This is a genomic window from Erwinia sp. PME.40.26/001, assembly GCF_055556675.1.
The window spans coordinates 363,960-383,386 of sequence record NZ_JBVHNP010000004.1; the positions used below are offsets into that span (position 1 = coordinate 363,960).

The 19,427-nt window shown below is 55.4% G+C and carries 17 protein-coding genes; 8 read left to right on the forward strand and 9 right to left on the reverse strand.

The features are described 5' to 3' along the window. Positions 1–44: 44 nt before the first annotated feature. Both ACZ3HG_RS14745 and ACZ3HG_RS14750 read left to right on the forward strand, forming a co-directional pair. Entirely contained in the window at positions 45–758 is a 714-nt protein-coding gene (locus ACZ3HG_RS14745) for a helix-turn-helix transcriptional regulator (protein ID WP_191935116.1), read from the forward strand. Beyond that, positions 755–1,678 (forward strand): pyridoxal-phosphate dependent enzyme, encoded by a 924-nt coding sequence (locus tag ACZ3HG_RS14750; protein ID WP_465333180.1) that lies wholly within the window; start codon positions 755–757, stop codon positions 1,676–1,678. Before ACZ3HG_RS14745 ends, ACZ3HG_RS14750 begins: the two co-directional genes overlap by 4 nt. Here ACZ3HG_RS14750 and ACZ3HG_RS14755 read toward each other — a convergent pair. Continuing rightward, positions 1,675–2,310, reverse strand: coding sequence for an alanyl-tRNA editing protein (locus tag ACZ3HG_RS14755; protein WP_465333182.1), 636 nt, complete (start codon positions 2,308–2,310; stop codon positions 1,675–1,677). The two genes, ACZ3HG_RS14750 and ACZ3HG_RS14755, sit on opposite strands and share 4 nt — an antisense overlap. 235 nt (positions 2,311–2,545) lie before the next feature. Between ACZ3HG_RS14755 and ACZ3HG_RS14760 the strand changes: the two genes are divergently transcribed. Continuing rightward, entirely contained in the window at positions 2,546–3,367 is an 822-nt protein-coding gene (locus ACZ3HG_RS14760; RefSeq protein WP_191935113.1) for a shikimate 5-dehydrogenase, read from the forward strand. A 12-nt stretch (positions 3,368–3,379) separates the two neighbouring features. Here the strand turns inward: ACZ3HG_RS14760 and ACZ3HG_RS14765 are convergent, their stop codons facing one another. After that, positions 3,380–5,263, reverse strand: coding sequence for an ATP phosphoribosyltransferase regulatory subunit (locus ACZ3HG_RS14765; protein WP_465333185.1), 1,884 nt, complete (start codon positions 5,261–5,263; stop codon positions 3,380–3,382). A 401-nt stretch (positions 5,264–5,664) separates the two neighbouring features. On the opposite strand from ACZ3HG_RS14765, the gene hdcC reads away from it, so the two are divergent. The 3 genes from hdcC to hisS all read left to right on the forward strand — a co-directional run bounded on the left by hdcC (position 5,665) and on the right by hisS (position 9,556). Next, complete coding sequence (gene hdcC, locus ACZ3HG_RS14770) at positions 5,665–7,014, forward strand: histidine-histamine antiporter (protein ID WP_191936948.1); 1,350 nt, start codon at positions 5,665–5,667, stop codon at positions 7,012–7,014. A gap of 40 nt (positions 7,015–7,054) precedes the next feature. Next, the gene (locus ACZ3HG_RS14775; RefSeq protein WP_191935110.1) at positions 7,055–8,191 is read left to right on the forward strand and encodes a histidine decarboxylase; all 1,137 of its coding nucleotides are present in this window, start codon (positions 7,055–7,057) and stop codon (positions 8,189–8,191) included. Between the two features lie 90 nt (positions 8,192–8,281). Then, on the forward strand, positions 8,282–9,556 hold the full coding sequence (gene hisS, locus ACZ3HG_RS14780; protein ID WP_342214488.1) for a histidine--tRNA ligase: 1,275 nt from the start codon (positions 8,282–8,284) through the stop codon (positions 9,554–9,556). A gap of 74 nt (positions 9,557–9,630) precedes the next feature. Here hisS and ACZ3HG_RS14785 read toward each other — a convergent pair whose 3' ends face one another. Genes ACZ3HG_RS14785 through proB form a run of 3 tightly spaced genes read right to left on the reverse strand, consistent with a single transcriptional unit; the run spans position 9,631 to position 12,652 of the window. After that, positions 9,631–10,257, reverse strand: coding sequence for a LysE family translocator (locus ACZ3HG_RS14785; protein ID WP_191935108.1), 627 nt, complete (start codon positions 10,255–10,257; stop codon positions 9,631–9,633). Between the two features lie 28 nt (positions 10,258–10,285). Further along, entirely contained in the window at positions 10,286–11,539 is a 1,254-nt protein-coding gene (proA, locus tag ACZ3HG_RS14790; RefSeq protein WP_191936949.1) for a glutamate-5-semialdehyde dehydrogenase, read from the reverse strand. Between the two features lie 9 nt (positions 11,540–11,548). Then, entirely contained in the window at positions 11,549–12,652 is a 1,104-nt protein-coding gene (proB, locus tag ACZ3HG_RS14795) for a glutamate 5-kinase (RefSeq protein ID WP_191935106.1), read from the reverse strand. Positions 12,653–12,897: 245 nt separating this feature from the next. Here proB and ACZ3HG_RS14800 point away from each other — a divergent pair, with 245 nt between their 5' ends. Further along, the gene (locus tag ACZ3HG_RS14800) at positions 12,898–14,031 is read left to right on the forward strand and encodes a porin (protein WP_274604301.1); all 1,134 of its coding nucleotides are present in this window, start codon (positions 12,898–12,900) and stop codon (positions 14,029–14,031) included. A 115-nt stretch (positions 14,032–14,146) separates the two neighbouring features. Here the strand turns inward: ACZ3HG_RS14800 and crl are convergent, their stop codons facing one another. From crl to gpt, 3 genes are all read right to left on the reverse strand, one after another. Further along, a complete protein-coding gene (crl, locus tag ACZ3HG_RS14805) occupies positions 14,147–14,548 on the reverse strand; it encodes a sigma factor-binding protein Crl (RefSeq protein WP_062747940.1) in 402 nt (133 codons plus the stop codon). 56 nt (positions 14,549–14,604) lie between these two features. Continuing rightward, entirely contained in the window at positions 14,605–15,855 is a 1,251-nt protein-coding gene (gene frsA / locus ACZ3HG_RS14810) for an esterase FrsA (RefSeq protein WP_191935105.1), read from the reverse strand. A gap of 147 nt (positions 15,856–16,002) precedes the next feature. Next, complete coding sequence (gpt, locus tag ACZ3HG_RS14815; RefSeq protein WP_465333189.1) at positions 16,003–16,461, reverse strand: xanthine phosphoribosyltransferase; 459 nt, start codon at positions 16,459–16,461, stop codon at positions 16,003–16,005. Positions 16,462–16,725: 264 nt separating this feature from the next. Between gpt and pepD the strand changes: the two genes are divergently transcribed. Then, complete coding sequence (gene pepD / locus ACZ3HG_RS14820; RefSeq protein ID WP_465333191.1) at positions 16,726–18,183, forward strand: beta-Ala-His dipeptidase; 1,458 nt, start codon at positions 16,726–16,728, stop codon at positions 18,181–18,183. Positions 18,184–18,270: 87 nt separating this feature from the next. On the opposite strand, the gene dinB is transcribed toward pepD, so the two are convergent. Then, entirely contained in the window at positions 18,271–19,326 is a 1,056-nt protein-coding gene (gene dinB, locus ACZ3HG_RS14825; protein ID WP_191935103.1) for a DNA polymerase IV, read from the reverse strand. Between the last annotated feature and the right edge of the window lie 101 nt (positions 19,327–19,427).

A 19,427-nucleotide genomic window follows, 5' to 3' on the forward strand; every position in this document is an offset into this window, starting at 1 on the left:
TGTTGATATTCTGCTCACTCAGTCCCCTTTACCACCGAGATATTATGTCCGCCCCTTCTCCTGATATCCGCCATGAGCGCGCCCTGATCCTGCAAACCCTGCACGCTGCCGTGACGGCACTGGGCAGCGTCGTCGGCCGCAATACAGAAATTGTCCTGCACGACCTGGAGCACCCGGAACAATCCGTGCTGGCCATTGCCAACGGCCACGTTACCGGCCGGAAAGAAGGCAGCCCGGTACTGGCTGTCCCCGCTGAAGATCAGGGCCTGCGGGCGTTAATTAACGAGACATCCCCGGTGGATGACACTACCCCTACGGTGATCCCGGACTACCCCACCCGCGGCAGGCAGGGGCAGACGCTACGCAGCGCAACGGCGCTGTACCGCGACAGTAGCGGGCGGGCGTTTGCTGCACTTTGTATAAATACCGATAACAGTGAGCTGCTGGCGGCCAGGCGCTGCCTCGACAGCCTGCTGAACAGCACAGACAGCCCGCCAGCTGCGGCTGAGGAGGGGGCCGATATGGCGCAGCTGATGGCCGATATTATCGCTGACTCGCTCAGCGAGCTGAACAGCGACCTGCGCCATTCACGTAAACAGGCCAAGCTGGCGGCCGTACGAAAAATGCAGGAACGCGGCATGTTTATTGTGAAAGGCGGTATTGAAAAAGCCGCAGCTGCCCTCGGCGTTACCCGCTATACCATTTACAACTATCTGGATGAAATCCGTGATGAACAGCAGCCCGGGAGTCCGTCATGAGCCTGCATATTGCCACCCCACTCCTCACCTCCCGCCCGCTGAGCCTGCTGACCGGCCGCAACGTGCTGCTGAAAATGGAGGCGTTACAGCCGCCGGGGTCATTCAAAATTCGCGGCATCGGTCTGGCGTGTGAAACATGGCAGCACCGCGGGGCGCGTCGCTTTGTCTCCTCATCGGGGGGCAATGCCGGGCTGGCCGTGGCCTGGGCAGGACGGCATCTGGGCGTCCCCGTCACCGTAGTGGTGCCGGAAACCACCTCCCTGTGGGCGCAGCAGCTGCTGCAACAGGAGCTGGCGGAGGTGATTGTCCACGGCAGCTCCTGGCAGGAAGCGAATCAGCACGCGCTGTCACTGTTGACTACGCAGGATGCGTTTCTGCACCCCTTTGACGATCCGCTGCTGTGGCAGGGGCATGCCACCATGATTGATGAAGTGGCGCAGAGCGGCGTCCGGCCTGATGCCGTGGTACTGTCGGTGGGCGGCGGCGGCCTGCTGGCCGGTGTGGTGGCAGGGCTGCAGCGTAACGGCTGGCAGGATGTACCCGTGCTGGCGGTGGAAACCGAAGGGGCCGCCTCTTTTCACGCGGCAATAGCAGCCGGACACCCGGTCGAACTGGACGGTATTCACAGCATCGCCTCATCGCTGGGCGCAAAACGGGTCTGTGACCAGGCACTGCGCTGCGCCAGCGAACATCCGGTACACAGTCTGCGGGTATCGGATCGGGCGGCAGTCAACGCCTGCCTGCGCTTTCTTGACGATCACCGCATACTGGTGGAACCGGCCTGCGGGGCAAGTCTGGCGGTGCTCTACGAGGCACATCCGCAGCTCGTCGCGTATCAAAATTTGCTGGTGATTGTCTGCGGCGGGGCGACCAGCAGCATCGAACAGCTGCAAACGGCCGCGACCGCACTGCGTGGCTAGTCGCCTTCCACTTCGTACTGGACGGACAGTTGCCCTTTCTTCTCTTTAACGCCGGTGATATGCACCCGGCCAACCTGCGCGGTGGTCAGCACATGTGTGCCGCCGCAGGCAAAGGCGGGAAGTGAGCCCCAGGTGACTTTGCGCAGTCCTGCCTGCTCACTCAGAACCCGGGGAAGGTCCGCTGCCACCAGCGCACGCGTCAGCTGCTCCAGCGCGTCTCTCTCCACCGGTTCCGACGCTATTCCGGGGGCGAAAACTATCCGTCCGGCACCGGGGCGGTGATCGCCTTTGGTGGCATGCCAGCCAAACTGTTCACCGGCGACGCCGATCAGATGCCCTGCAGAATGCATCCGGGTGTGACGTTTACGCACCTCTCCGTCGACGAGGAGAGTCACCGGCCCGACAGGTAACGGCGTTGCCAGCAGGTGGACCACCTCTCCCTCTTCCTGACTGACTTTCACCACCTCTGCGCCGCCCAGCGTCCCCCGATCGGCGGGCTGGCCGCCGCCCTGAGGATGAAACAGTGTGGAAGAGAGAATAACCCGGTAATGATCGCTGTCATCCGGTTCACAGCGCAGGACCTCGGCGGTCATTGCAAGCCTGTCGCTGTGGTAATAGGCTTTTTCCGTCATGGCTCGGACTCACTCAACAGGGGAACAGAGGCTGTAAATTAGCATTCACTTGGGATAAATTAAACAAAATGTTGAATAAAACTGTGTTGAACGGATTTTTATCAACAAATTTAATAAATTTAGTTTTTTCTCGCCCAACGCCGGAAAAGGGGAAAGGCATCCGCCCATTCTGCCGTTTTTAATCCCGTCATTTTTAGTCCATGCTGGTAGCCCCCTTTCTTTCAGAGACGATGCTATGACCAGATATCTGAACAAAGACACGCAGGTCTGTATGTCACTGGCGGCGCGCCCAGGCAACTTTGGCACCCGTTTCCATAATTATCTGTACGACGCTCTCGATCTTGATTACCTCTATAAAGCCTTTACGACTGAGGATCTGACAGCGGCGATCGGCGGCGTGCGGGCGCTGGGTATTCGTGGCTGCGCTATCTCTATGCCGTTTAAAGAGCAGTGTATCCCCCTGCTGGACGAACTGGATGCCTCTGCCAGCGCCATCAGCTCGGTGAACACTATCGTCAATACGGATGGCTATCTGAAGGCGTATAACACTGACTATATCGCCATCGTCAGCCTGCTGAAGCAGTATCAGGTCAATACCGGGCTGACATTCGCACTGCGCGGTAGCGGCGGTATGGCTAAAGCCGTTGCCTGTGCCTTAAAAGACAGCGGATTCAGTCAGGGAGTGATCGTTGCACGTAATGAGACCCGGGGCCGTGAGCTCGCTGCACTATACGGTTTTGAATGGCGTGCCAGCCTTGATGGATTACAGCCCGGACTGCTGATCAATGCCACCCCTACCGGCATGGCTGGTGGTGCGGATGCTGATGCGCTGTCGTTTGATCAGGCCACCGTGGACGCTGCCAGCGTGGTCTTCGAGGTGGTCGCCCTGCCTGAACTGACGCCGCTGGTGCGCTATGCCCGCGCCCGGAACAAAACCACGATCGTCGGTTCTGAAGTGTTTGCCATTCAGGCCGTCGAGCAGTTTGCACTGTATACCGGGGTGCGCCCGGATGATGCGCTGTTCCGTCAGGCGGCAGAGCACGCGCGCCAGGGATAAGATCCGGGTGGCTTACAGATTGAGACTCTGACTTAACATACCGATCAGAGTACTGGCACTGCCGGACTGCTTCAGGTGGCGATCGTTATCGTAGATTTCCAGCTCTCCACCGGATGCGTCCTCCGGCACAATAATAATAAACCGCCCTCCCTGCCGCTCGGCGTTACGTTTCGACGCGGTGATACGCATCTCAGAACAGTCGTTGACGATGCTCAACTGTGGGAAGGCGGCTCTCAGCCTGCGTCCGAGCGCCAGCGCATACGCCCTCCCCGTCGATGAACATGAGATAATCACCACATCAGTCATTCGCGGCTGCAGCCTGCTTTTACGTGTTAACTGCTGAAGACGCATCAGTGGCTCCAGCATAAAGGCGAAACCAAAGGCGAAAATCTCCCGCCCGAGGAGTTCACTGGCGCAGCCATCGTAGCGGCCGCCGCGACACAGCAGGCTTCCCTCCTCCAGCCGGTCGCTGTGCCACTCAAAAAGGGTATGGCAGTAGGCATTGGCCGGATAAAGCGTTTTATCCACCACAAATGGGATGCCTGCCCGGGTCAGTGAATCCGTTAAAACGGTAAAGCGTTCCTGGGAGGATACCGAGATAAAGCGGCCAGGTTCTGGCGCCTGGGTTTGCAACGTCGCCAGCAGGCTGTCGGAGGACTGCAGCAGCTTTTCCGGCCTGTCAGCCAGCCAGTCTATCCACTGCGCACGGAAGAAAGAAATAAAGGGCTGATAGTACTGACGTAACGCCTGGCGAAACGCGGCAAACTCCCTGGCGCCTCCCAGCGTATTGATTTTCAATTCTATATGGCTGTCCAGCCGCAGGGATTTAAAAAAATCATACTGCATGATGAACTGTTCCAGCTCGATATCCACCCGGGGATAACCAAAGGCCTCTACGCCGAGCTGCTGATACTGTTCAACAGGGGCGTGCTCATCTTTCCGCAGGCGAAACATAGTCCCCAGATACCAGAGCTTGCTGGTTGACTGTAAATCCCGGTGCGCTTCTATGGCATGCAGGCATCCCAGCGTTCCCTCACGACGCAATAACGTCGGGTGCCCTGCGGTAATCCGACACGCCCCCGCGTCCCCCTGGGCAAAATCAGGAATGCGTTTTAATTCCCCCTCTCTTTCCAGCAGAGGCAGGCGTATTTCCTGATAGCAGTAACGCTGCAGCAGCTGAGACGCCTGACTTTCAAGCCACACCCAATCCATTACCTGACTGTGATAATACTTTCTGGGTCGACCACACTGGCGCGGTCTGACCCGGCGGTGGAGAAACATCTCCAGCTGCTGGCAATATTGCGGCGTTCCCAGCACACAGTTCTGACTGAGGCTGTGTTTAATTTTTTCGGACACCGCTGCACTGAGCGGGATCTGCATAAAGCGACGGTACTGTGCCGCCCGATCGGCGTGGGTTTTCCCGAGTTTTGCATATTCTTCATGGGCAGTAAGGCGGGCGATGGGCTCCCCACCAGTGTAATGCGGGTAGCTACTGCCGTTTGATAAGGCCGACTTATCTGATCCCGCACTGTCAACAAACTGCTGGACCAGGAGGAAATAAGCGCCCGGTTCAATCAGGCAGCTGTTGTAGCGCCCTTCCCATAGCGCGCCACTGCGATGATATTTTTGATTAAAATAGCGGACATAGCTGCGTCCGATATGCTGCACCAGCCGGCTAAGATCCTCTTTACTCCCGGGGGTTAATAGCAGAAAAAATTCTTTTGCATGGAGGGAGTAAGCATGCAGCGCGCAGGAATAGAGTGCTAACGCCCGATCAAGGCTATTAAGAAAAACATCACAATCTTTCTTATCTATAAAGATAAAATCATGATTATGCCCTTTTAGCTGTATAAGCTGCGGCAGCCCCTGAATATAAATACGCTCTTTTCTCGACATATCACCCTGACATTTATAAAAATAAATTGAATATTAAACTTTTGTCGCCATTTATTTTAATAAGCTGTTATCAAAGGGTGCATGAAACAGCGCACAACTGTCAATATAACAACTGTAAATTAAACACACTTTCGCCATGTGAAATTAATGTTAATTAATAAATAAAAAAATGAGACAAGTTACCCACCCACAACAAAATAAAGTAAATAAAAAAGGGGACGGAGTCATTAAGTTATATTTTGTATAAAATTCGCGCTATTTTTCAGCCGCAAAATACATAACGTGCCTTTTATTCCCTTCATCCTCTAAAAATCCCGCACCTGCTTTCTTAGAATCACTGCATCTCGGTGATATCCCCCTGGTTATCACTTTTTTATGGCAACGACTACAGGACATTCAATATGGGAACCATGAGTGCGGCTAAAGCACATAAGATGGGCGTCGTAGCACTAACGCTGGTGACCGCGTCAAATATGATGGGGTCAGGGGTATTTATGCTACCGACTAACCTTGCCGGGGTTGGTTATATTTCGCTGTGGGGATGGCTCTTCACCATAATAGGTGTTATTGCCTTAGCACTGGTTTTTTCTAAGACGAGTCTGATTACTCCACGTACCGGAGGCATTGTCGCTTACGCCAGTGATGCTTTCGGCCCTTTTATCGGCTTTCAGACCACTGTTTGCTACTGGATCAGCGCCTGGGTCGGTAACGTGGCATTACTGGTAGCCGGGGTCGGTTATCTCAGCTATTTCTTCCCTGAACTGAAAAACCCGTCAATCGGCAGCGTCGTGGCAATTGTCATCCTGTGGGGGTTTATTGTGCTGGCCAGCTTCGGCGCGCGCGTCGCCGGACGGGCACAATCCTTTACGGCCAGCTGCATGCTGGTGGTGGTGCTGGGGATTGGCGTCGTCGGCTGGTTCTGGTTCGATCCCACCCTGTTCTCTCAGGTCTATAACGGAACGGGTAAAAGCGACACCTCTGCCATTATCACAGCGGCATCCATCGCGCTCTGGGGTTTTCTGGGCGTTGAATCTGCGGTGGTATCCAGCGGTCAGGTGGAAAAGCCGGAATACACCGTTCCCCGCGCCACGGTATATGGCCTGCTTATCGCCTCCGTCTGCTACGTTGGCAGTTGTACCGTGATTATGGGGCTGGTACCGCATAACGAACTGGTGAACTCCGCTGCGCCTTTCGCCGATGCTGCCCGCTATATGTTCGGTAAAACCGCCGGAAACATCGCCTCTGCGCTGAGTATTATTGCCTGTTTCGGCTCCATATCTGGCTGGTTAATTTTACAGTCGGAAGGACCTCGCGCAGGGGCTCAACAGGGTCTTTTCCCGAAATTCTTCTCTGACGTAAATAAAAATGACGTCCCAATGAAAAGCCTGATTTTTACCGGGGTACTGATGACGCTGGTATTACTGATGACGGCCTCCCCCAACCTGGCTAAACAGTTCCAGACCGTCATTCTGATGTCGGTTTTTGCCTCACTGCTGCCTTATATGTACGCCCTGATCTCCCTGCCTATTATTATGGTATCCAAAAAGATGAACCGTGGACGCAGCTTTATTTTTTACAGCGTGATGGTTGTTATCGGGATGATCTACAGCATCTTCGCCATGCTCGGATCCGGTACGGACTCCATGTTCTGGGGCGTCGTCATGATCATGATTACCATTCCCCTTTTCTGCTTCGTTGCCGCAGGACGCAGCAAAAAAGGCGTCGACATCCTTTATCTGGATGAAAAATAAAAACGTTACTTTATCCGTTAACCGAAAGAAGGAATAGCAAATGACGTTATCTATTGAAGATCAAAACAAGCTGGATGCTTTCTGGTCGTACTGTGTAAAAAACCAATATTTTAATATCGGGTATCCTGAGTCAGCGGATTTCAACTACACCAACCTCGAACGCTTTATGCGCTTTTCAATCAATAACTGTGGGGACTGGAGTGAATATTGTAATTATCTGTTGAACTCCTTTGATTTTGAAAAAGAAGTGATGGAATATTTTGCTCACCTGTTCAAAATTCCGTTCGAAAAAAGCTGGGGCTATGTAACGAACGGCGGTACGGAAGGCAATATGTTTGGCTGCTATCTTGGCCGTGAAATTTTCCCTGATGGCACACTCTATTATTCAAAGGATACCCACTACTCGGTGGCCAAAATTGTTAAATTGCTGCGCATCAAGTCACGGCTGGTGGAATCGCTGCCGAATGGTGAAGTGGATTACGACGATTTAATTAAAAAAATCACGCTGGATAAAGAGCAGCATCCGATTATTTTCGCCAATATTGGTACTACCGTTCGCGGCGCCATTGATGATATTGGCCTTATCCAGCAGCGCCTGAAAGAAGCGGGCTTCAAACGTGAAGACTACTACCTGCACGCCGATGCCGCACTCAGCGGCATGATCCTGCCGTTTGTCGATGATCCGCAGGGTTTTACCTTTGCAGACGGCATTGACTCGATCGGCGTCTCCGGCCATAAGATGATTGGATCACCTATCCCCTGCGGCATTGTCGTGGCGAAAAAATCTAATGTGGATCGGATCTCCGTTGAGATTGACTACATTTCCGGCCACGATAAAACCATCACCGGCTCCCGTAACGGCCACACCCCAATGATGATGTGGGAGGCAATCCGCAGCCACAGCCATGCCGACTGGAAACGCCGGATCGCACACAGCCTGAAGATGGCCCAGTACGCCGTCAGTCGCCTGCAGGAAGCAGGCATCAATGCCTGGTGTAATAAGAACTCGATTACCGTAGTTTTCCCCTGCCCATCTGAGGCCGTCTGGAAGAAACACTGCCTTGCCACTTCTGGCGAGGTGGCCCACCTGATCACCACGGCCCACCATCTCGACACCAGTAAAATCGATGAGCTGATCGACGATGTGATTGCTGACAATCTGATGAGCGCCGCGTAAAAAATGGCTGCCTGCCCGCCGCTGCCGGGGTGAACCTTGCCCGTCCGGCAGCGGCGGGCAGGTAGCACGCGATACACAGGATAAGGATTTATCATGAGTAAAATTCAGTCCATCCGGGGAATGCGCAGCATTCTGCCGGAGGAAACCCCGGTGTGGCAGTGGCTGGAGAGTAAAGTCCGCACCATCGCCCACCGGTATGGTTATCAGGAAGTTCGTTTGCCGATTCTGGAACCGGTCTCGCTTTTCGAACGCGCCGTCGGCGAGTCGACTGATATCGTGTCGAAAGAGATGTATAACTTCCAGGACAAAAGCGGGGAACACATTACGCTGAGGCCCGAAGGCACCAGCGGCTGCGTCCGCGCCGTGGTGGAAAACAACATGTGCTATAACACCACGCAGCGGCTGTGGTATCAGGGCCCGATGTTCCGCTATGAGCGGCCGCAAAAGGGCCGTTTGCGGCAGTTTACCCAGTTTGGCGTTGAGACCTTCGGCATGCCGGGAGCCGATATTGACGCAGAGCTGATTTACATGGCCTGGGATATTTTTAAAGCGTTAAACGTTGACCGCTTTATTCGTCTGGAGATCAACTCACTGGGCACCCTGCCCGAGCGCAAAGAGCACCGTCAGGCGCTGGTCAGATGGTTTAACCAGCATCATGCCCTGCTGGATGAGGACAGCCTGCGCCGCCTGGAGAGTAATCCCTTGCGGATCCTCGACAGCAAAAATCCGGCGATGCAGGAGATGATCGAAGGGGCCCCGCAGCTGCTGGACTTCCTCGGCGATGCGTCACGGCAGCATTTCGACACGTTGCGCACCCTGCTGGACAACGCGGGCATCGCTTACCGCGTCAATCCACGGCTGGTCAGAGGGCTGGACTACTATACCCGCACCGTTTTCGAGTGGATTACGGACGAACTGGGATCGCAGGGAACGGTCTGCGGCGGTGGACGCTATGATGGTCTGGTCGAACTGTTCAGTGACAAAAAGCTGCCCGCTTCGGGATTTGCCATCGGTATTGAACGCCTGCTGCTGCTGCTGCAAACCACCGGCGGTGACAGCAATATCACTAACTATCCCGATATTGTGGTGACCTACGAAGATCCGCAGCAGAACATTGATGCCCTCCTGCTGGCAAATACTTTACGTCAGCAGCTTCCTGCGCAGAAAATATTCAGTGATTTCAGTGGGGCAAGACTGAAACGTCAGCACAGCCACGCCCTGAAAAGCGGCTGCCGTTTTATTGTCACCCTGAATGCCGATCGCCGTCTCGGCCTGTGGGATCTGGTGAACAATCGTCATGAAACGCTGAGACTGGAAGAAATCTGGAAGAGCATCAGCGCAGCCGGAAAATCGCCCTCACGCTGAACAGGCTGCCCGGTGGTTTGGCCCAGCAAAGGGCGCACTCAGGCCCGTACTTTCCCCACCGGCAAGCATTTGGGTTAACGCTTGTCTACCACCATTTTTACCGCCAGCCCGGCCAGTACCGTCCCCATCAACCAGCGCTGGGCCTTTTGCCAGCCGGGACGGCTGGCCAGGAAGGTGGCAATGGTGCCCGCAGCGAAAACGATCAGGCTGTTGACCAGCATACTGGTGAGGATCTGGGTAAAGCCCAGCGTCAGGGATTGTGCCAGCACGTTGCCCTGCGCCGGGTGGATAAACTGTGGCAGCAGCGTCAGATAGATCACCGCCGTTTTAGGATTGAGCAGATTGGTCAGCAACCCCATCGTAAACAGCTTACGCGGGCTGTCGGGCGGCAGATCGCGCAGCTGAAACGGCGATTTTCCACCGAACAGGGCCTGCCACGCCATCCACAACAGATAGGCTGCCCCGGCAAAACGCAGCACATCATAGGCCACCGGCACCGCCATCAGCAGTGCGGTGATCCCCAGCGCAGCGCAGACCATGTAAAACATAAAGCCCAGCGCCACGCCGCAGAGTGAGATATATCCTGCCCGCCGCCCCTGACAGAGGGAGCGCGAAATCAGATAGATCATATTCGGCCCGGGCGTCAGCACCATGCCGAGGGCAATGGCGGCAAAGGGGAAAAGCTGAGAAAGCGTGACCATATTCACCGCCTGTTTACACTATTTATCGTTAACCACGCACCGTATCGTCACCCCAGGCCACCCACTTATAGGTGGTCAGTGCTTCCAGCCCCATGGGGCCACGCGCATGCAGCTTCTGCGTACTGACCGCCACTTCGGCCCCCAGACCAAACTGACCGCCGTCGGTAAAGCGGGTGCTGGCGTTCACATAGACGGCAGAGGAGTCCACTTCATTGACGAAACGGTCGGCGTTGCCGAGGGTGCGGGTCAGGATCGCGTCAGAATGCTGCGTGCCGTATTCACGAATATGGGCGATCCCCTCATCCAGCGAGTCCACCAGCCTGACGTTCAGATCCAGCGCCAGCCACTCGTCGCGATACTGCTCTTCTGTTACAGCGCTCACGCGGGCCGGCCCGTTTTGCAACAGCGGCAGCGATCGCGGATCGGCATGAAGCGTGATGCCCTCCCCGGCCATACGGGCACTCAGTGCGGGCAGGAAGGTATCGGCAATGGCCGCGTCTATCAGCAGCGTTTCCACAGAATTACAGGCGCTTGGGCGCTGTTTCTTGGCATTAACGATCACCTTCAGCGCCGCGTCTACCTCACAACTGCGATCCACATAGATATGGCAGACGCCAATCCCGCCGGTGATCACCGGAATGGTCGATTGCTCGCGGCACAGCTTGTGCAGGCCGGCACCGCCGCGGGGGATCAGCATATCCACGTAGCGGTCAAGCTTCAGCAGCTGGCTGACCAGCTCACGATCAGGACTGTCAATTGCCTGCACCGCCCCGGCCGGCAGCCCGTGCTGCTGCAGTGCAGCCTGGATCACCCGCACGGTGGCAGCGTTAGTGCGGTAAGTCTCTTTCCCGCCGCGCAGGATCACCGCATTACCGGTTTTCAGGCACAGGCTGGCCACATCGACGGTGACGTTCGGCCGTGCTTCATAGATGACCCCCACCACGCCCAGCGGCACGCGGCGACGCTCAATACGCAGTCCGCTGTCGAGCTTACCGCCGTCGATCACCACCCCCACCGGATCGGCAAGGCGGCAGACCTGACGCACGTCATCGGCTATGCCCTTCAGGCGTGTCTGATCCAGCATCAGACGGTCGAGCAGCGCGGCGCTCATGCCATTCTGGCGGGCATCCGCAAGGTCGAGTTCGTTGGCCGCCAGAATGGCGGCGCTCTGCGCCTCAAGGTGATCGGCAATGGTCATCAGTACCTGATTTTTTTGCGTGGTCGACAGTACCGACAGTTGATACGACGCGGCCTTCGCAGCCTTACCCATTTCTTCAAGCATCAGAATTCCTTAAGCAACAATCATATCGTCACGGTGTACGGCCACCGGACCATATTCATAACCCAAAATTTCGCTGATTTGCTGGGAGTGGTGCCCGGCAATCATACGCATGGCATCGCTGTTGTAGCGTGAGACGCCGTGGGCAACATCGCGGCCCTGCAGGCTGCGAATGCGGATCACTTCCCCCCGGGAGAAGTTGCCGCTGATCTCGCGGATCCCCTTAGGCAGCAGCGAGCTGCCACGCTCGAGGATCGCCGACAGTGCGCCGTCGTCCACCACTAGCTCACCGGCCGGGGGCGCGCCAAAGATCCAGCGTTTGCGGTTCTCCAGCGGCGTTTCAAAAGCATGAAAACGGGTGCCGACCGGATTGGCGGCAATCACATCGCCGATCACCCCCGGCAGATTACCCGCCGCGATAATGGTGTCGATGCCGGCACGGCAGGCCACGTCGGCCGCCTGTAATTTGGTGGCCATCCCGCCGGTGCCCAGACCGGATACACTGTCGCCCGCCAGCGCACGCAGCGCGTCGTCAATACCGTGAACGTCGCGGATCAGTTCAGCGTCAGGGTTGTTACGCGGATCGGCGGTAAACAGCCCCTGCTGATCGGTGAGCAACAGCAGCTTATCGGCTCCGGCAAGGATCGCCGCCAGCGCCGAGAGATTATCGTTATCACCGACTTTGATTTCCGCGGTCGCCACCGCGTCATTTTCGTTAATGACAGGAACAATATGGTTGTCGAGCAGCGCCCGCATGGTGTCGCGGGCGTTAAGGAAGCGCTCACGATCTTCCAGGTCGGCACGCGTCAGCAGCATCTGACCGATATGAATGCCATAAATCGAAAACAGCTGCTCCCACAGCTGGATCAGGCGACTCTGCCCCACCGCAGCCAGCAGCTGCTTTGAGGCGATGGTCGGGGGCAGTTCCGGATAGCCAAGGTGCTCACGTCCGGCCGCCATTGCGCCTGAGGTAACAATGACAATGCGGTGTCCCGCCGCATGCTGCTGTGCGCACTGACGCACCAGCTCCACGATATGTGCCCGATTCAACCGACGTGAGCCGCCGGTCAGTACGCTGGTCCCCAGTTTCACCACCAGGGTCTGGCTGCTGCTCATTATTTCCTGCCATTTCGTAAAAAAGAGTACAAAGAAACGTTTTAGCAGGTGTGGTGCCCGAAGCCAACAGCCAGCGCGGGAAAAGGGCGAAAAAGGCCTGACCACGCGCTCGTCTAAAAGTTCGGAATTAACCAGAAGTGTTGAAAACTGTAATAAATCTTTAATAGGAAAAGGGTAAAAAGTCCGTGCTTCGAACCGAGCCTCCGGGCCGTTTATAAATTTTACTCTTTCGGGATTGATCGAAAATGATGAAGAAAAGCGCACTGGCAATCTTAACCGCAGCTCTGGCTCTGTCCACCGCTGCACAAGCCGCAGAAGTATATAATAAAGACGGCAATAAGCTGGATTTCTACGGCAAAGTTAAAGCAATGCGTTACATGAGCGATGCGGACACCAACGCCAGCAACAACGCTGACAAATCCTACGTACGTATTGGTTTTAAGGGTCAGACCCAGATCAGTGACATGCTGACCGGATACGGCCAGTGGGAATATAACTTCAGTGCCAGCAACTCTGAAGGCGGCGCTGATGCGCAGGCAGGCAATAAAACCCGTCTGGGCTTTGCCGGTCTGAAAATGAAAGATATCGGTGCGATCGACTATGGTCGTAACTACGGCGTTATTTACGATGTAGAAGCATTCACGGACATGATGCCGGAGTTTGGTGCAACCGGTTATACCCGTGCTGACACCTATATGCTGACGCGCGGCAACAGCATGCTGACTTACCGAAATACCGACTTCTTTGGTCTGGTAGACGGCTTGAAATTTGCGTTGCAGTATCAGGGCAAAAACGATGCATCATCTACACGTAATGGCAACGTCTCGAACGGAGACGGTTACGGTGCCTCCGTTTCCTATCAAATCATCGATGGCCTGACAGTCAATGGTGCGATGTCATCTTCAAACCGCCTGATTCAAACCCAGAAAGACGCGGCATTTGGTTCAGGTGATAAAGCCGAAGCCTGGGCGACCGGTTTAAAATATGATGCAAACGGTGTGTATCTTGCGAGCACCTATGCTGAAACCCGCAACATGAACCCGATCAACAGCGGTGCAACGTTTACCGCGGCAAACGGCACCACGTCGTCAGTATCAGGCTACGTGAATAAACTGCAAAACTTTGAAGTGGTCGCTCAGTACCAGTTTGACTGGGGCCTGCGTCCATCACTGGCTTACGTGCAGACCAAAGCTAAAGATATGGAAAATGGCATTGGTGATGCTGACCTGTATAAATTCGTTGATATCGGTGCCACCTATTACTTCAATAAAAACATGTCTACCTTCGTCGATTACAAGGTTAACCTGTTGAATGATGACAATAAGCTGGGACTGAATACCGACGATATCGTTGCCGTTGGTGTGATGTACCAGTTCTGATGCCACACTCGCTGCAACACGCCACTGCGGCAGCGGGTTAAGCGCTACCCCTCGTTATGTGTCTAAAAAAAAGGCTGGAGCAATCCAGCCTTTTCCTTATTCTGCGCTGAGTGTGTTATTCAGTCAGCTTAACCGGCTGGTCAGCGAAGCCGTCGGCCGGGATGAGCCCCAGCTCAATTTCCGCCAGCTGTGCTTTTAAACGCACATGGAAGTTACGTAACGTCTCTTCAACGCGGGCATTATTATCCTTACCCTTCACCGCACCCGGCTTCCAGTTGCCTTCTTTATCGAACAGCCCAAAGTGATACTCATAAGTGAAATGGTCTGAATGTGCTTCCAGCTCCATCCACCAGCCCCAGAATTCACGTAACTCCGGTTCAGGTTTCACATTGACGCAAACTGCCAGGCAGTCAAAGAAGAAGCGCTCGCCTTCACATTTGCCTTCACGGATGTAAGGACCTAAAGAGTGAAAGCGCTTAATCAGCCTACTCTTCGGATGTCCACTCGGTAACGTCATCGTTTAAACTCCTTAGTTAAGCTTATAGTTGTAGCAAACTATTGAATATTAGCAACTCACTCGTCCAGCCGCTGCGCCAGCCAGTCACAAATATCGCGCAGCCCTTTATCGAAGTTCGCCATCGCCGGAGACGTATTAATTTTTAACAGCCGCCCGGCAGACGAGGAGTTCGCGATCAGGCGCGATTCTTCTTCCGGGCTGAACGGATCGTGGGCCCAGTATCCTGACAACATCGGGGTCGAACAGCGGCGGCCCAGCAGGCCCTGAATCTTCAGCGAGAAGCGGCTCAGTTCAGTACGCAGCGCACTGTCTGAGGAGCCGGACATTCCCAGGCGGCTGGCCAGCATATCCATATACATCTCGGGCACGCGGTCCTGCAAATTGGTATTGCTTAACAGACTGTGTACCACCGGTCCCAGGCAGGCCACGCCCCGCAGACGCTGGCTTTCCAGATAGGCCAGCCTGACCGCAATATTGGCACCAAAACGGAAACCGAAGGCCGCCACCCGGGTGTGATCCACCCAGGCCACATTCTCCAGCTGGCGCAGCACCTGCTGATGCAGGAAGCTGGAGTCCTGGGTCAGCTTCCACTTGGAAGAGAAGCCCACCGAGGGCATATCCAGCGTCAGCATCGCGATGCCACGCGGCGCAAGATAATCGTGGAACAGCCGGTAATGGTCACTTTGCAACGCATCCAGGCTGCCACACAGCAGCACCGTCGGATAAGGGGCTTTCACCTCTGGAGGCATATGCAGGAAACCGGTCACCGGGCTGCCACCCTCGATGGCAAACTCCAGCTCTTTCAGCTCACCAGGCAGGCGGTGAGTGGCCTCTTGATAAGCCCGGCTGGCCAGCAGCTGAGCCTGTTCGGCCAGTTCGTCCTCTTTCAGGTGGGGGTAACCCGCCACGCTGTAAAGATGGGCAGCATGCAGCCAGTGCTGGCCCGCCAGCAGATCGTCTTCGCACTCGCTGGCTTTTTGCTGCCACTGCGCCGCCTGAGTCGACCATTCGTAAATCCAGTTACCGCCGCGATAGCCAATCACCGTATCCAGCAGCTGGTCGTCGGTATGCTCTACGGTGCTGACGGCAATACGCGCCAGCACTTCGCTCACTTCCTGCGGTGACAGGCCGCGCCACGTCCACAGCAGGCGGTTGATCATGCGATACCAGCCGGCATGGGTTTCACCATCCAGCGCAGAGTGAATGCTCAACGGGCGATGGTGATGCAAACGTCGGACCAGCGATGAGGTTTCCGGGTGTTTGAAACGCGGCTTGAAGAGTTCTTCGCTGAGATTTTTCGGCGACATAACAGGGATTTCCTCCGGCGTACGGGTAGAAAATGAGTCTACCGTAGCCAGGAGATTGACGCGAAGGGTAAAAACAGACGTGCCCGACAGAATCGGGCACGGTTTGATCTGAACAGGCTAAATAGCGCTGAAGAGAGGGGAAAGGTATCAGCCCTTCACCAGCGGAGGAATAAAGGTAATGCCCATATCCCATGGCTGTTCAATCCAGGTGTTCTGCGGGATATCAATAACATAATCATCCACCAGCGGCCGACCGGCTGGTTTAGCGAAAATGGTCACGAAATGCGCTTTAGGGTACATATTGCGAATTGCCTGCGCGGTGCCCCCGGTATCAACCAGGTCATCAATCACGATGAAGCCTTCTCCGTCGCCTTCGGCACGTTTCAGGATGGTCATTTCGCGCTGATTGTCGTGATCGTAGCTGGAGATGCAGACGGTATCAACATGGCGGATGCACAGTTCACGCGCCAGTAAGGCGGCAGGAACCAGCCCCCCACGGCTTACAGCAATAATGCCTTTCCACTGGTCGGCAGGCAGCAGGCGCTCGGCCAGTTTACGGGCATGAATTTGCAGCATGTCCCAGGTGACGATGTATTTTTCACTCATTAAAAGGATCCCGGCCAGTAAAATTGGCTTAAAAATTGTGCAAGGGGAGCGGTTGCGCGAAATTATAGTGATCTGAAGCACTAAAAACCAGCCCGCTGCGCCCTGTCAGCCCATTTTTCCTGGGGCAGCGTGAGCATGAGCCAGAAATCGGTGATATTCTTTTGCCATCGCGTCAGATTCGCTGGCGGGAGTTTTCCCAACCGATATCAAGGCATCCCCCCTGCCAGCACGGCAGCGAGGTGATGCTGACACAGGAGAGTTATCGTGTCTGAATTGTCTCAATTATCCCCACAGCCGCTGTGGGATATTTTTGCCAAAATCTGCTCCATTCCCCACCCTTCTTATCACGAAGAAGAGTTAGCAGCCCACATCATCGCCTGGGCGACGGAGCAGGGTTTATGGAATGAGCGCGACCAGGTGGGTAACATCCTGATCCGTAAACCGGCTACGCCGGGTTATGAAAACCGTAAGCCCGTGGCCCTGCAGGCACACCTGGATATGGTGCCGCAGAAAAATAACGATACGGTGCATGACTTTACGAAAGATCCGATTCAGCCGTGGATAGATGGCGAGTGGGTGAAAGCACGCGGCACCACGCTGGGTGCCGATAATGGCATTGGCATGGCTTCTACACTGGCGGTACTTGCTGATAACAGCCTGGAGCATGGCCCGCTGGAAGTGCTGCTGACCATGACCGAAGAGACCGGTATGGCGGGTGCATTCGGCTTGCAGGCCGGCTGGCTGCAGGCCGATATTCTGATCAACACCGACTCCGAAGAGGAAGGTGAGATCTACATGGGCTGTGCGGGAGGCATCGACTTCACCAGCACCCTGCCCCTGACCCATGAAGCGGTTCCGGCAGACTATCAGACGGTCAAACTGACGCTGAAAGGCCTGAAAGGCGGACATTCCGGCTGTGATATTCATGTCGGGCTGGGTAACGCGAATAAGCTGCTGGCGCGCTTCCTGTTTACGCATGCGCAAGAACTCGACCTGCGTCTGGTTGACTTTGCCGGGGGTACGCTGCGCAACGCGATTCCGCGTGAGGCGTTTGCCACGCTGGCGGTTTCGCCTGCCAGCCTCGACAAGCTAAAGTCCCTGGCGGCAGGCTATCTGCTGACACTGCAAAATGAGCTGGGCCTGAAAGAAAAAAATATCGCCGTGGTGGTGGAAGACCTGGCGCAGGCTCCTCAGGCGCTGAACAACACCAGCCGTGACCGCTTTATCGCCCTGCTGAACAGCACCCCGAACGGCGTGATCCGTCAGTCTGACGTCATGAAAGGGGTGGTAGAAACCTCCCTGAACGTGGGCGTGGTGACATTTGAAGGCAATGAAGCAAAAATTAACTGCCTGATCCGCTCCCTGATCGACAGCGGTAAAGAGTATGTGGTGGAAATGCTCACCGCACTGGGCCAGCTGGCCGGCGCGAAAACCCTTGCCAAAGGCAGCTACCCGGGATGGCAGCCGGACGCCAGTTCGCCGGTCATGGCGCTGGTGCGTGAAACCTATGAAAAACTGTTCGATAAAACCCCGAACATTCAGGTTATCCACGCAGGTCTGGAGTGCGGTCTGTTTAAAGAGCCCTATCCGCAGATGGATATGGTCTCGATTGGACCGACCATCACCGGGCCACACTCGCCGGATGAGCAGGTACATATTGCCAGCGTCGGGCTTTACTGGCAGCTGCTGACCGCACTGCTGAAAGCGATCCCGGTGAAGTAATACCGGATGTGACGGGCGGATCGAACAGCCGATCCGCCCGGATCCTTCCTGCAGCCGCTATTTTTTCGCCCGCTTCCTGTGGCATATTTACAGTCCTAACAGCAGCTGCCTTTCCATCTGGGGATCAAGCAGCGTGACATGCAGCCCCACCAGCCTGACGCCGCGACCTGCGCGACGCTCATCCCAGCTTTTCCGTGCAATCGCAATCAAATCGTCCTTATTCAGTACCTGCCAGACATGTTCCTGAGTGGTTTGCTGGAAATCGTTAAACTTGAGTTTGACCCCCTGCCGGGCAATCTGCCGGTCCGGTTTGATTTTATCCAGCCGCCGCGCCAGCTCGTCGTATAGCAGGTCGATGATCGTCAGGCAGTCATCCCAATGATGGATGTCTTCCGACAGCGTCCGCTCAACACCCAGCGATTTCCGTTCACGTGAGGTAATCACTTCTCGTTCGTCGATGCCGTTACAGCGCTCCCAAAGCACGCGGCCAAACTTACCAAAACGCTTCAGTAGCCTCGCCAGGTCGGTTTTCTGCACATCCGCGCAGGTGGTCAGCCCCAGCTCTTCCAGCTTTCGCGCCGTCACTTTTCCCACACCGGGGATCTTCGCCAGCGGCAGGCCAAGCAGGAAATCCGACATCTCGGGCGGCGTGATCACAAACTGACCGTTGGGCTTATTGATATCGGAGGCGATTTTGGCGAGAAATTTGATGGGCGCGATGCCGGCAGATGCAGTGAGGTTAAGCTCCTGCTGAATGGTGTCACGGATTTCACGCGCAATCAGCGTAGCGGAACCCTGGCAGTGCGGGCTGTCGGTGACATCAAGATAGGCTTCATCCAGCGAGAGCGGTTCAATCAGAGAGGTATAGCGGGAGAATATTTCACGGATATGGGCGCTGGCTTCTTTATAGGCATCATAGCGGCCACGCACCACTGTCAGATGCGGGCAGAGCTTGAGCGCCATCGCCGTCGACATGGCGCTGTGTACGCCATATTTTCGCGCCGGGTAGTTGGCCGTGCTGATCACGCCGCGCTGCTTTTCACTGCCGCCGATGGCGATTGGAATGTCGCGCAGGCTGGGGTTATCGCGCATTTCCACGGCGGCAAAAAAGCAGTCCATATCCACGTGAATGATTTTACGCATAGCCCCCTCCGATAATACTGGATAAGTATACAGTTAAATTACCAGAGTTCAATGCACAGCAAAACACGCATAAAAAAAGGTTTTTGTTCTTCCCTGTCTTG